This window comes from Pseudomonas sp. SWRI51 (genome assembly GCF_014268825.1).
GTDB classification, from domain to species: domain Bacteria; phylum Pseudomonadota; class Gammaproteobacteria; order Pseudomonadales; family Pseudomonadaceae; genus Aquipseudomonas; species Aquipseudomonas farsensis.
This window is the reverse complement of record NZ_JABWRG010000064.1, coordinates 1-12,921: the sequence shown is the minus strand read 5'-3', so window position 1 is coordinate 12,921 and position 12,921 is coordinate 1. Positions and strand designations below refer to the sequence as shown.

Below are 12,921 nucleotides of genomic sequence, written 5' to 3'. Positions count from 1 at the left end.
ATACGCCAGAACCTGACGCATTTGCCGCCGTTAATTGGCCCGCCAATGGTTGGCGCGCCGTGCGCTCACGCCACCTGGGCGCCGTCATCCGGCCAGTGCGGCTCGTTGGCCCCCGGCGGGGTCAGCGGCGGCAGCCCATAGGCGGCCCGGGCGTCGTCACAGCTTGGGTTGTGCTGGCCATGCTCCCAGGAGGCTTCGAACTCGCGGCACGGGCTTGAGCGCTGTTCATAGATGGTGCACGCCACCTGCGTGCCGATTTCGCCGCCCAGGCTTACGCAACGGCAAGGCTTGGCGTCGGTCCCGATCATCGCGACCCGTGACGGGTTGATCTGCACCACCAGGTCGTCAGGCACAACGCCACCCGCCGACTGGCATTCACCCCAGAAGAAAGACACACGAAAGTAGCCGCAGCAGGCGCCGCAGGTAAGGCAAGGGTTCTGTTCGGACATGATGACCAGGGAGGGGGAGGTTGTTGTTATTGGGGCTAGCGCCCGCGCCGCTATTTGTAATCCAGCCGCGGCCGGCTGAACAGAGGGATGATGAAAAAAAGACGGCCGCTGGTCGCGGCCTTGAGCTTGGAGCAGCAAGCGGCAAGTGGACATCCACCTCCCTTCCCTGCCTAGGTTTGTGGTGAGCGGGCTTGCCCCGCGTTGGGCTGCAGGGCAGCCCCGAGGGTTATTCTCTGCAAAGGGCCTGCAGGTCGGAGCCCTTGATGGTGATGGGTTTTGGGGCTGCTTCGCAGCCCAACGCGGGGCGAGCCCGCTCGCCACCAGGAGATTTGTCTGCGCTTGGAAGCCAGGTACAGACCTAGTCCTTTACTGCTTGCCGCTTACCCCTCGCGGTTTGCGTCTGCGCGGAACATCTGGCGAATGCCGCGGATCGCCTGGCGGATGCGGTCCTGGTTCTCGATCAGGGCAAAACGCACATGGTCATCGCCATATTCACCAAAGCCAATGCCCGGCGACACGCAAACCTTGGCCTCGGCCAGCAGCTTCTTGGCAAACTCCAGCGACCCCAGGTGGGCGTAGGCCTCGGGGATTTTCGCCCAGACATACATCGACGCCTTGGGGTTCTCGACCATCCAGCCCAGTTCGTGCAAACCCTTGACCAGCACGTTGCGGCGCTGGCGGTACTGCTCGGCGATATCGCGCACACACTGCTGATCACCTTCCAGCGCCGCGATGGCCGCCACTTGCAATGGGGTAAAGGTGCCGTAGTCGTGGTAGCTCTTGATGCGCGCCAGGGCATTGACCAGCTCGGGGTTGCCGACCATGAAGCCGATGCGCCAGCCGGCCATGTTGTAGCTCTTGGACAGGGTGAAGAACTCAACCGCAATGTCCTTGGCCCCCGGCACCTGCAGAATCGACGGTGCTTTCCAGCCGTCGTAGACGATGTCGGCATAGGCCAGGTCGTGCACCACCAGCACATCGTACTGCTTGGCAAGCGCCACCACGCGCTCGAAGAAATCCAGCTCGACGCATTGGGCGGTAGGGTTGGAAGGGAAGCCCAGGATCATCATCTTCGGCTTGGGGATGGACTCGCGTATGGCCCGTTCCAACTCGTTGAAAAAGTCCACGCCCGGCACCAGCGGCACCGAGCGCACCTGGGCACCGGCAATTACTGCACCGTAGATGTGAATGGGGTAGCTGGGGTTGGGCACCAGCACCGTGTCGCCCTGGTCGAGGGTGGCGAGCATCAGGTGCGCCAGGCCTTCCTTCGAGCCAATGGTCACGATGGCTTCGCTTTCCGGGTCGATATCGACCTCGTAGCGCTCCTGGTACCAGCGCGAGATGGCACGGCGCAGGCGCGGGATGCCGCGAGAGGTGGAATAGCCATGGGTGTCTTCGCGCTGGGCCACTTGCACCAGCTTCTCGACGATGTGCGGCGGCGTGGCGCCGTCGGGGTTACCCATGCTCAGGTCGATGATGTCCTCGCCACGGCGGCGAGCAGCCATCTTGAGTTCGGCAGTGATGTTGAAGACGTAAGGCGGGAGACGATCAATGCGCGCGAAACGGCGCGGCGAACCAGGGTTGGCCATGGTTTCCTCTGAAGACGTAAGCGCCCGGAACCGTCCGAGCGACGCTGGCCGCTGCGGCGACCGACGACGAAGATAATCTCATCGGCCGCCCAGTGTAAAGGCCTGGGTTCACCAGGCCGTGGCGGGTCAGGCCTCATCAGCCTCGGCGTGTTTTTTCCAGAGTTTCAGGTTCAACCCTTCCGACGGGTTGAAAGGTTCTCCATTGACCGTGTCATAGGCCACCGCCTGATCGCCGTGGTAAACCCACCGTTGGCCGTCTTTTTCCTCGGTGAACACTGTGTAGGAGTGCTTACGCATGGCCAGGTACTGGGCGTCGTCCTCTGCCACCTTCACATACCAGCCATCGAGCAGTTCCTGATCCAGCTTCAAGGCGGGGTTCAGCACCGTCCCCCAGCGCCCCAGGAAATCCGCTGCATGAAACCTTACGATGCGCCCCGGCTCTTTGAGAGTACCGGGCTCGCTAACGCCATCGAGCGAAGCATTGCCGACCAGCGTGGCATGGCGCCCCGGCAGTGGCCAGACGCTGATCTGGGTGCCTGGTTCGGTGAACGGGATCACCGCAGCGAACCCCATCGAGCGCTCGTCGCGGGCATAAAACCCTACGTACTCTGCCACGTTGCTCTGCAGTTTGTAGCGTTCCGGCGAGAGATTAAAAGGCCCGGGGACCGGATCGACCGCGAATATATTCACTTTGACGGCACTGAGCAGTGGGTCTTTTGCCATGGCGTTGGCCAGCATATGACAGCAGATCGCGCCCCGGCTCCAGCCGACCAAATTGACCGTGTCCGGAATCAGCGGCTTACGGTACTCCTTGATCAGTTGCTCCTCCAACTCCTGCAGCGTGATCTTTCGATTGCTGTGATCGAAGCGCTGCCACATCCAGGAGTTGCGTGCGCGCTGCCCATCAACGCCCGCAGGCTCGCCCTCGATCCGTTCGAATTCACCCTCGGCACTCAAGTCCCCTCGCCAGTCACTGTGCCCCTTGATCACGTTGAGCGCATGCTGCACGTTCTCGTCCCACCCCGATCCGAACGCGGTACCGAACACTTCGTAGTGGTCTTGGTCCTGCACGAAAAGACGCTCATGCTGATGATTGCCAGAGCCTGGCCCGTCGATCGCGATCCAGTCGATGAAACGCTTGCCCTGGTCGCTATCGGCCAAGGTGGCGATCAGTTCGCCCTCCCAGTACAGCGGGTTGTGATCATCTGCCCGGTTCGATCCAGTCCCCGAAAAATACACGGTAAAAACGCCCATCACTTCGCACCTCGTCATGTTGTCGAGGTGCGAAAATAGGGTTGGGCATGGGGGTCATATCAGCAGGAATACAGACCCACCAGGGAAAAAAAACCCGGCACTCAAGGCCGGGTTTTTTAATGAAGCGCTTGCTCGATCAGCGTGCGTAGGTCATCAGCACATCGGCGGCAGTCTGGCTGTCCACCCCCATCATTACGCTCAAGGCGGTCACGAGAAGGATGGAGAAGCCAAACACTTTGCGCGCCCACTTGCTGTCGTCCTCGGCCTTGTAGCCGCCCCAGGCCATGTACAGCCAGTACAGGCCCATGGCAGCCGCGACGGCCAGGTAACCCAGGCCTGCGTAACCGCCAAGGGTCAGCATCAAGGTGGCCAGGACGAACGCCAGCACGTACAGCACGATCTGCTTTTTCGCAGCCAGGATACCGCGCTGCACCGGCAGAACCGGGATGTTGGCAGCGCTGTAGTCCTTGAAGCGGAAGATCGCGATGGCGAAGCTGTGCGGCATCTGCCACAGGCTGAACATCACCAGCAGGGTCACCGCAGCCAGGTCGAAGCTGTTGCTGACGGCGCAGTAGCCGATCACCGGAGGCATGGCACCGGACAGGCTGCCGACCAAGGTGCCGTGCACCGATTTGCGTTTGAGCCACAGGCTGTAGAAGCCAACGTAGACCACAAAGCCGACCAGGGCGCAGAACGCCGCCAGCGGGTTGGCCTGGACATACAGCATGCCAAAGCCGACCACCCCAAGCAGGGTGGCGTAAGCCAGCGCGAGGGGCAGCGACATGCCGCCCTGCACCATGACGCGGTTCTTGGTGCGTTCCATCTTGTGGTCGATGTCACGGTCGATGCAGTTGTTGAACACGCATCCCGAGGCAACCACCAGGGAAGTACCGATTACCACCGCCAGGAACAGGGCGAAGTCCACTTGGCCCTTCGAGGCAAGGAAGAAGCCGCCTGCCACGGAAAGCACGTTACCGAAAATGATCCCCGGTTTGGTGATTTGGATAAAGTGCTTTACGGACATGCAGTCTTACCTCACTTGGCCATCATTTCGAAGTGGATGCTGAACATGATCCACAGCGACAGGCCGACCAGCAGAGCGATAACCATGACGGTGAACAGGAACGTCGACACATTGGAGCGCTGCTCTTTCGAGCGGTCCATGTGCAGGAAGTACACGAGGTGTACTACCACCTGAATGACGGCCATGGCCACCACGATCAGGACGGTCAGGTTCTTCGGCAGGCTCGGGTACATCACCAGGCCAAACGGGATAGCGGTCAGGATGATCGACAGTACGAAACCGATCATGTACGACTTGACGCTGCCGTGGCTGCCTTCGTGATGGACGTCGTGTGCGTTAGCCATTAGATAACTCCCAACAGGTAAACGACGGTGAATACGCAGATCCAGACCACGTCCAGGAAGTGCCAGAACAGGCTCAGGCAGCTCATGCGGGTCTTGGCGGTCGGCGTGATGCCGTGCTTGTTGATCTGATACATCATGATAGCCATCCAGATCAGACCGGCAGTCACGTGCAGACCGTGGGTACCTACCAAGGCGAAGAACGCCGACAGGAAGCCACTGCGCTGCGGGCCGAAGCCCTCGGCGATCAGGTGATGGAATTCATAGATTTCCATCGCGATGAAGCCGGCACCGAACAGGAAGGTCACAGCCAACCAGCCCAGTACACCTGCCTTGTTGCCGGCGAACATCTTCAGCATGGCGAAGCCGAAGGTGATCGAGGACAGCAGCAGGAACGCGGTTTCAACCAGCACGAAGTCGAGCTGGAAGATGTCGTGACCCGACGGGCCGCCGGCAAAACTGCCGGACAGCACCGCGTAGGTGGCGAAGAGCGACGCAAACAGGATGCAGTCGGTCATCAGGTACAGCCAGAAACCCAGTACGGTCATCTGGCCCGAGTCGTGGTGGTGATCATCGTGCCCATGGTCGTGACCATGTGCATCACCGTGCATTACTTGACTGGACATTGATTACACCCGCTCAAACGATTCGACACGTGCGCCGGCAGGCAGAGCACCTGCTTGGGCCAGCGCTTTCATGCGCTCGCCTTCGATGCGCGCCACTTCTTCGGCCGGAACCATGAAGCCCTGGTCGTCACGTGCAGCGTGGCGAACGAAGACTGCGATGGTTGCCACCAGGCTTGCGCCCACCAGCCACCAGATGTGCCAGATGAAGGCGAAGCCGAACACGGTCAGGAACAGACCCATGAACAGACCGGTGGAGGTGTTGCTCGGCATGTGGATCGCTTCGTACTTGGCCGGAGCCTTGTACGCAACACCGGCTTCCTTGGCTTCGTGCCAGGCGTCCAGACCCACTTTCTCAGGCATGTGAGCGAAGTTGTAGAACGGAGGTGGCGACGAAGTGGACCATTCCAGAGTACGGCCGCCCCATGGGTCGCCGGTCACATCGAGGTTCTGGTTGCGATCGCGAACCGAAACGACGATCTGGATCAGCTGGCAAGCGATACCGAACAGGATCAGCACGGCGCCGACAACGGCTACGTACAGGTAGGGTTCCCACAGTGGGTTGTCGGAGTGGTTCAGACGACGGGTCATGCCCATGAAGCCCAGGGCGTACAGCGGCATGAACGCAACGTAGAAGCCCGACAGCCAGAACCAGAAGGCAGCTTTGCCCCACTTCTCGTTCAGGGTGAAGCCGAAGGCTTTCGGGAACCAGAAGGCGAAGCCGGCAATGTAGCCGAATACCGCACCACCGATGATCACGTTGTGGAAGTGAGCGATAACGAACAGGCTGTTGTGCAGCACGAAGTCAGCACCCGGAACGGCCAGCAGTACGCCGGTCATGCCACCAATGGAGAAGGTGACCATGAAGCCCAGGGTCCAGAGCATCGGTGCGGTGAAGCGCACACGGCCTTGGTACATGGTGAACAGCCAGTTGAACAGCTTCACACCGGTCGGGATGGAGATCAGCATCGTCGCCAGGCCGAAGAAGGTGTTGACGCTGGCGCCGGCACCCATGGTGAAGAAGTGGTGCAGCCATACCGCAAAGCCCAGGATCGCAATGGCACCCGATGCGTAGATCATCGCGTGGTGGCCGAACAGGCGTTTGCTGGAGAACGTCGAAGTCACTTCCGAGAACACGCCGAAGGCCGGCAGGATCAGGATGTAAACCTCAGGGTGACCCCATGCCCAGAACAGGTTGACGTACATCATCGGGTTCCCACCAAGCTCGTTGGTGAAGATGTGGAAGTCCAGATAACGGTCAACAGTCAGCAGGGCGAGTGCGGCGGTCAGGATCGGGAAGGAAGCGACGATCAGCACGTTGGCCCAGGTGCAGGTCCAGGTGAAGATCGGCATGTCCATCAGTTTCATGCCAGGGGCGCGCATCTTCATCACAGTGACGAGGAAGTTCACGCCGGTCAGTGTCGTACCCAATCCGGATAGCTGTAGCGCCCAGATATAGTAGTCGACACCTACCCCAGGGCTGTACTGGATACCCGCAAGCGGCGGATAGGCAACCCAGCCGGTCTTGGCGAATTCACCAACACCCAGCGAGATGTTGACCAGCAGCACGCCTGCCAGCAGCAGGTAGAAGCTCAGGGAGTTCAGGAACGGGAAGGCAACGTCACGTGCACCGATCTGCAGAGGAACAGCAAGGTTCATCAGGCCGGTGAAGAACGGCATCGCCATGAAGATGATCATGATCACACCGTGAGCGGTGAAGATCTGGTCATAGTGTTCAGGCGGCAGATAGCCTTCGGAGCCACCGGTAGCGGCAGCCAGCTGGGTACGCATCATGATGGCGTCGGCAAAGCCACGCAGCAGCATGATCATCGCGACGATGATGTACATCACCCCGATTTTCTTGTGGTCGACGGTGGTCAGCCACTCAGTCCACAAGTAGGTCCACTTGCGGAAATACGTAACGAGGCCGACGACAGCGATACCGCCGAGCGCAATCATGGCAAGCGTCACCATGACTATCGGCTCGTGATAGGGTATCGCCTCCAGGGTTAATTTACCGAACATCTCTTACTCCTCTGCACCGGCAGCTGGTTGCGTACTCGATTCCACACCCGTGGTAGTGGCCAGATCTTTGCTGCCTGCTTCTTCGTGGACCGGCTTGCCGCGGTTCATGCCTTCGTACTTGTCGACGATGGTCTGGAACAGCTCCGCTGGCGCCTCGCTGTACAGCGCGACTGGGTTGTATTCGCTAGGCTTGGCCAGAGCTTCATACTCGGCTTTGCCCAGTTTCAGCGGCGACTGCTTCACTTCGGCGACCCACTTGTCGAAGTCTTCCTGGGAGGTAGCAGTTGCCTTGAATTTCATGCCGGTGAAACCAGCACCGCTGTAGTTGGCGCTGATGCCGTCAAACACACCGTTTTCGTTGGCGATCAGGTGCAGTTTGGTGGTCATGCCCGCCATGGCGTAGATCTGGCCGCCCAGGCCCGGGATGAAGAACGAGTTCATCACGGCGTCCGAGGTGACGCGGAAGTTCACCGGGGTGTTGGCCGGGAAGTTGATCTTGTTGACCGTGGCAATGCCCTGTTCCGGGTAGATGAACAGCCATTTCCAGTCCAGCGCGACCACGTCGATCTGGATCGGCTTGACGTCCGAATCCAGTGGACGGTACGGGTCCAGCTTGTGCGTGGAGTGGTAGGTGACATAACCCAGGGCGATGATGATCAGGATCGGGATGATCCACACCGCGGCTTCGATCTTGGTCGAGTGCGACCAGTCAGGGGTGTAGGTGGCAGCCTTGTTGGAAGCACGATACTTCCAGGCGAACACCAGCGTCATGATGATCACGGGCACGACCACCAGCAGCATGAGGCCGGTGGCGATCAGGATCAGGTTCTTCTGCTCAATGCCGACCTGTCCCTTCGGGTCGAGCAGGGTCCAGTTGCACCCACTGAGTAAAAGCATGCCTAAAAAGGGCAATATGCCAAACAGTCTGGGGTAACGCTTTTTACTCATCTCACGACCTCTAGATCAGCTTGCTTCAATGCAATTTGTGTTTTGGTAGCCAACACTTCGTCCTGCCAAGTGCGGCATTTCGCGCCCGAACTCGCTCCTGCCGGGGGCCTGAAAAAGGCCTTGGCGTCAAGCGGATTAGCGGTGCGTGGTTTCGTAGGCAACAGGCCTGTACTTCAGACCAAGTCCATTTGGTGCGGGAAAACGCGGAGGGGTGTCCGCCCGGTATCGCCGTTGGGCGAAACTTGACGAAGTCAGCAATAAGGGAGCGCTGCGGCTTCCTTCAATCCTGCGACTCGCAAGCAGTGCCGAACGGAAATTGGGGGCGATTGTAGATAGGTCGCCCCCCCTTTACTATGACTTATTGAGCAACAGTCTTTTACAGAATGCGTAACAATACTGCTCAAAAAATCAACTTCGCGACAGTTTGTCGCACCCCTTCCAGTACCCCTGTAGCCCGCGTCGCGCAAGGCCCGGAGCATGACCCTGATCAATCTTTGAGCGAGGCCGGGGGCTTATCTCGCGGTGCAATAGACCTGGGTCAAACAATGACTTTGGTCTATGCCCGACGACGGTTTCGGTAGATCCCCAGGGGGACCAACAGGGCAGTCAGGACGAAGGCGACCAGTGCCCATTGGGCAAGCGACAGGCCCAGAATTGGCGGGTAAGGGGTAGAACAGAAACCGTCGACCTGGAATGCCAGCGGCCACAGCTTGGCCAGCGGCAGGTCGTCGACGATCGGTTGCAGGGTATCGATGCCGCAGCTGACCATCGGGTTGGCGAGTATATAGACATGGTTGCCGGCTGCAATGATTCCGCCGATGGCGCTCAGCACCACCAATGCCTCGAACAGGGTGAGGCTGCGCTTGCCCGGCATTGCGGCGGCCAGGAAGGCGAACACGGCAATGAACAGCAGTGCGTAGCGTTGCAGGATGCACAGCGGGCAGGGTGCTTCGCCGAGCACCACTTGCATGTACAGGGCACCGCCGATCAGCGCGAGGCAGATCACGCCGAGCAGCACCAGAAAGCGCCGTTCGCGATTCAGGCGCGATGAGAGTTCGTTCATTGCCTATTCCTTCGATGGAGAGTGGCAGCGTGGGGCTGCCCGACGGGCGCCAAGTTTACACGCAGAGTAAAAGAGCGCGTCGAAGAAAGGCGTGCGCGGCTGTGCATGGACGAACTGAGACCGGGAGAGTGGGTTTCGGTTCAGCGATACGCCTTAAAAAACGCACCGCCCCCAGCGCCGGACAGGGCCAGGCCCCTCGACACCGGGAGTGAAGAATACAGTGATTAAAGGAGGATTAAAGATGAAGGCGGATGTAAGCCGCTTCATCTTGGGGATGTGTGGATGAAGCCTCGCCTTCGGCATGGGCCGCCGTGGGGTGGAAATACAGGCGTCCTGCCAGATCGCCGGGGCCGCTACGCAGCCCTTCGCGGCGCAAGGCCGCTCCTACAAGGGATGCGCTCGCCTGTAGACATGCGCTCAAGGCTGTAGGAGCGGCCTGGTGCCGCGAAAGGGCCGCAAAGCGCCCCCCCCCCCCCGGCATTCACGTACTGCGATCACTCCAACGCCGCTGCCGGCCCAAAGAACTCATAACGGCTCTGCCCCTCCGGCACGCCCAGCGCCTTGAGCTGACGCTTGATCGCCGCCATGAACCCCTTGGGCCCCAGGAAGTAGGCATCCACGTCACGCTCACGCGGCAACCACTCGGCCAGCAGGTCCTGGTTCAGCAGGCCAACGGCGTCCGCCTGGTTGGCCGGGTCCTCGGCGTAGCAATAGAAACGTTTGAGCTGCGGATGACGCGCGGCCAGTTCATCGATCCAGTCGCGGAACGCATGCACCGCGCCATTGCGTGCGCAATGGATGAAATGCACCGGGCGCTCGGTTTTCAACGCCGCCTCCAACATTGCCAAGGTAGGGGTGATGCCCACACCCCCACTGATCAGCACCAACGGTTTGTCACTGGCGCTGAGGGTAAAGTCACCCGCTGGCGGGAACAGCTGCACGGTGTCACCGACCTTGAGCTGCGCGTGCAGCCAGTTCGACACCTTGCCGCCCGCCTCACGCTTGACGCTGATGCGGTACTGCTGGCCACCGCTCAACGCCGATAGCGAATAGTTGCGGCGCTGCTCGCTGCCATCGATGAACAGCTGCAGGCCAATGTACTGGCCGGGCTCGGCCTTGAGTACCGGCTTGCCATCGACTGGCGCAAAGTAGAACGAGACGATTTCCTCGCTCTCTTGCTCGCGGCGCACCAAGCGGAACTCGCGGGCGCCACGCCAGCCACCGAGAGCATGTTCCTTGGCCTGGTAAAGCGTTTCTTCGGCGCCGATGAGAATGTCCGCCAGTTGCCCGTAGGCCGCGGCCCAGGCAGCAATCACTTCAGGCGTGGCGATGTCCTTGCCCAGCACTTGCTCGATGGCGCGCAACAGGCAGCTGCCAACGATGGGGTAATGCTCGGGAAGAATCTGCAAGGCCACGTGCTTGTTGATGATCTGCCCCACCAGGCCGCCCAACTGCTCAAGCTGGTCGATGTGGCGGGCGTACATCAGCACGCCATTGGCCAACGCTCGCGGCTGGTCGCCGCTGGCCTGGTGGGCCTGGTTGAACAGCGGGCGTACCTCGGGGTACTCGTTGAGCATCATTTTGTAGAAATGCGTGGTCAGCGCCTCACCGCCGCTTTCGAGCAGTGGGACGGTGGCTTTGACGATTGCACGTTGTTCGGCATTGAGCATTGCAGCAACTCCTGAGCCTTAGGCTTCATATGATTGCCTTGGCTATTTCAGCAATCGTGCCAACTGCCACAGCCAATGAATACAGGGCCTATCCAGCACCCATGTCAAAATGACGCGCCACGGCGTATAGTCATTCCGACTACCAGGAGTCGATATGACCGCAAAGCCCCTGCTTACCGCCCTCCTCCCGCTGGTCAGTGACCTGTCCTGCGACCTGCCCGACCAGGAACGTTACCGCCGCTTGCTGCAAGCCATGCGCGGCCTGCTGCCGTGCGATGCCGCAGCCCTGCTGCGCCTGGACGGCGAATGGCTGGTGCCGCTGGCGGTGGACGGCCTGTCAGCAGACACCCTGGGCCGGCGCTTCAAGGTCAGCGAACACCCGCGCTTCCAGGCCCTGCTCGCCAGCCCCGCCCCTACCCGCTTCGCCAGCGACAGCCAATTGCCCGACCCCTACGACGGCCTGGTCGAAGGCCAGCATGTCGACCTGGAAGTGCACGACTGCATGGGCTGCCCATTGATGGTCGACGACCAGCCTTGGGGCCTGCTGACCCTCGATGCGCTCACCCCCGGCCAGTTCCAGAGCCTGGAACTGGAAGCCCTGCAAGCCTTCGCCAGCCTGGCCGCTGCCACGGTGACCGTGGCGGAGCGCATCGAGCACCTGGCCCTGCGCGCCGAAGACGAACACCAGCGCGCCGAGGTATACCGCCAGGCCAGTAGCCAGGGCCGTGAATTGATCGGCCAGAGCAAGGCGCACAAGCGCTTGCTGGAAGAAATCAACCTGGTCGGTGGCAGCGAGCTGACCGTACTGATTACCGGCGAAACCGGTGTCGGCAAGGAGCTGGTAGCCCAGGCCCTGCACCGCGCCAGCCACCGCGCAGACAAACCACTGATCAGCCTCAACTGCGCGGCGCTGCCGGAAACCCTGGTGGAGAGCGAGCTGTTCGGCCACGTCCGCGGCGCCTTCACAGGCGCCCATGGCGAACGGCGCGGCAAGTTCGAGCTGGCCAATGGCGGCACGCTGTTTCTCGATGAAGTCGGCGAGCTGCCCCTGGCGGTGCAGGCCAAATTGCTGCGGGTGCTGCAAAGCGGGCAACTGCAACGCCTGGGTTCGGACCGCGAGCACCAGGTGGATGTGCGCCTGATTGCCGCGACCAACCGCGACCTCGCCGAAGAGGTGCGCAACGGCAACTATCGCGCGGATTTCTACCACCGCCTGAGCGTCTACCCGCTGCATGTGCCGCCGCTGCGCGAGCGTGGCCGCGACGTGCTGCTGCTGGCGGGGTATTTCCTCGAGCAGAACCGCTCGCGGCTTGGGTTGGGCAGCCTGCGCCTGTCTGCCGAGGCGCAGGCTGCGCTGCTAGCCTACGATTGGCCGGGCAATGTGCGCGAACTGGAGCACCTGATCGGCCGCTCGGCGCTCAAGGCCCTCGGCCAGCAGGCGCGACGCCCGAAAATACTCACCCTTGAGGCCGCCGACCTTGACCTGCGCAGCGTGGCCCCCAGCGCGCCGCTGCCAGCCGCGCCCGTGCAGGACGCCGTCGCGTTGCCCGAGGGCGGTTTGCGCGAAGCGCTGGATGATTACCAGCGCCAGGTCATCGAGGCATGCCTGCAACGCCACGCTGGCAACTGGGCGTCGGCCGCGCGCGAGCTGGGCCTGGACCGCGCCAACCTGAGCCGCGTGGCCAAGCGCCTGGGTTTACGCTGAGTGGGGCTGCTGCGCAGCCCAATCGCAGGCTGTCGCCAGCTCCCACTGGATCTGGGCAAGGCGTCGATAGTGCAACTGTGCGCGGTCTCTGTGGGGGGTTCTATGGTTTTTGTACAAGCCTGTTCTCGCCAGACATATCTGCTTGTGGCGAGCTACCTTGTGGCGAGCGGGCTTGTCCCGCGTTGGGCTGCGCAGCAGCCCCTTGGGTTTTCAGGGCTGCTGCGCAGCCC

At 61.2% G+C, this 12,921-nt stretch carries 11 protein-coding genes; 1 reads left to right on the top strand and 10 read right to left on the bottom strand.

From position 1 onward, the window contains the following. Positions 1–65: 65 nt before the first annotated feature. The 10 genes from HU720_RS17195 to hmpA all read right to left on the bottom strand — a co-directional run bounded on the left by HU720_RS17195 (position 66) and on the right by hmpA (position 10,986). Positions 66–449, bottom strand: coding sequence for a YkgJ family cysteine cluster protein (locus HU720_RS17195; RefSeq protein WP_186521137.1), 384 nt, complete (start codon positions 447–449; stop codon positions 66–68). Between the two features lie 380 nt (positions 450–829). Then, entirely contained in the window at positions 830–2,038 is a 1,209-nt protein-coding gene (alaC, locus tag HU720_RS17190; protein ID WP_186521136.1) for an alanine transaminase, read from the bottom strand. A 126-nt stretch (positions 2,039–2,164) separates the two neighbouring features. Next, the gene (locus tag HU720_RS17185; protein WP_186521135.1) at positions 2,165–3,292 is read right to left on the bottom strand and encodes a hypothetical protein; all 1,128 of its coding nucleotides are present in this window, start codon (positions 3,290–3,292) and stop codon (positions 2,165–2,167) included. 136 nt (positions 3,293–3,428) lie between these two features. Continuing rightward, positions 3,429–4,316: a heme o synthase gene (gene cyoE / locus HU720_RS17180; protein WP_186521134.1), complete on the bottom strand. Its 888-nt coding sequence runs from the start codon at positions 4,314–4,316 to the stop codon at positions 3,429–3,431. Positions 4,317–4,327: 11 nt separating this feature from the next. After that, positions 4,328–4,660, bottom strand: a complete 333-nt coding sequence (gene cyoD / locus HU720_RS17175; RefSeq protein ID WP_186521133.1) for a cytochrome o ubiquinol oxidase subunit IV — start codon at positions 4,658–4,660, stop codon at positions 4,328–4,330. Beyond that, on the bottom strand, positions 4,660–5,283 hold the full coding sequence (cyoC, locus tag HU720_RS17170) for a cytochrome o ubiquinol oxidase subunit III (RefSeq protein WP_186521132.1): 624 nt from the start codon (positions 5,281–5,283) through the stop codon (positions 4,660–4,662). Before cyoC ends, cyoD begins: the two co-directional genes overlap by 1 nt. Positions 5,284–5,286: 3 nt before the next feature. Continuing rightward, positions 5,287–7,305, bottom strand: coding sequence for a cytochrome o ubiquinol oxidase subunit I (cyoB, locus tag HU720_RS17165; RefSeq protein WP_186521131.1), 2,019 nt, complete (start codon positions 7,303–7,305; stop codon positions 5,287–5,289). Between the two features lie 3 nt (positions 7,306–7,308). Further along, entirely contained in the window at positions 7,309–8,253 is a 945-nt protein-coding gene (gene cyoA / locus HU720_RS17160) for a ubiquinol oxidase subunit II (protein WP_186521130.1), read from the bottom strand. 556 nt (positions 8,254–8,809) lie between these two features. Beyond that, complete coding sequence (locus HU720_RS17155; RefSeq protein WP_186521129.1) at positions 8,810–9,316, bottom strand: disulfide bond formation protein B; 507 nt, start codon at positions 9,314–9,316, stop codon at positions 8,810–8,812. A gap of 494 nt (positions 9,317–9,810) precedes the next feature. Continuing rightward, on the bottom strand, positions 9,811–10,986 hold the full coding sequence (gene hmpA, locus HU720_RS17150; RefSeq protein WP_186521128.1) for an NO-inducible flavohemoprotein: 1,176 nt from the start codon (positions 10,984–10,986) through the stop codon (positions 9,811–9,813). 154 nt (positions 10,987–11,140) lie between these two features. Between hmpA and norR the strand changes: the two genes are divergently transcribed. Next, entirely contained in the window at positions 11,141–12,691 is a 1,551-nt protein-coding gene (norR, locus tag HU720_RS17145; RefSeq protein ID WP_186521127.1) for a nitric oxide reductase transcriptional regulator NorR, read from the top strand. Positions 12,692–12,921: the final 230 nt, after the last annotated feature.

Bases quoted from the DNA above. Each gene is read 5' to 3' on its own strand.
- HU720_RS17195 (WP_186521137.1), bottom strand. From the start codon at position 449: ATGTCCGAACAGAACCCTTGCCTTACCTGCGGCGCCTGCTGCGGCTAC.
- alaC (WP_186521136.1), bottom strand. From the start codon at position 2,038: ATGGCCAACCCTGGTTCGCCGCGCCGTTTCGCGCGCATTGATCGTCTC.
- HU720_RS17185 (WP_186521135.1), bottom strand. From the start codon at position 3,292: ATGGGCGTTTTTACCGTGTATTTTTCGGGGACTGGATCGAACCGGGCA.
- cyoE (WP_186521134.1), bottom strand. From the start codon at position 4,316: ATGTCCGTAAAGCACTTTATCCAAATCACCAAACCGGGGATCATTTTC.
- cyoD (WP_186521133.1), bottom strand. From the start codon at position 4,660: ATGGCTAACGCACACGACGTCCATCACGAAGGCAGCCACGGCAGCGTC.
- cyoC (WP_186521132.1), bottom strand. From the start codon at position 5,283: ATGTCCAGTCAAGTAATGCACGGTGATGCACATGGTCACGACCATGGG.
- cyoB (WP_186521131.1), bottom strand. From the start codon at position 7,305: ATGTTCGGTAAATTAACCCTGGAGGCGATACCCTATCACGAGCCGATA.
- cyoA (WP_186521130.1), bottom strand. From the start codon at position 8,253: ATGAGTAAAAAGCGTTACCCCAGACTGTTTGGCATATTGCCCTTTTTA.
- HU720_RS17155 (WP_186521129.1), bottom strand. From the start codon at position 9,316: ATGAACGAACTCTCATCGCGCCTGAATCGCGAACGGCGCTTTCTGGTG.
- hmpA (WP_186521128.1), bottom strand. From the start codon at position 10,986: ATGCTCAATGCCGAACAACGTGCAATCGTCAAAGCCACCGTCCCACTG.
- norR (WP_186521127.1), top strand. From the start codon at position 11,141: ATGACCGCAAAGCCCCTGCTTACCGCCCTCCTCCCGCTGGTCAGTGAC.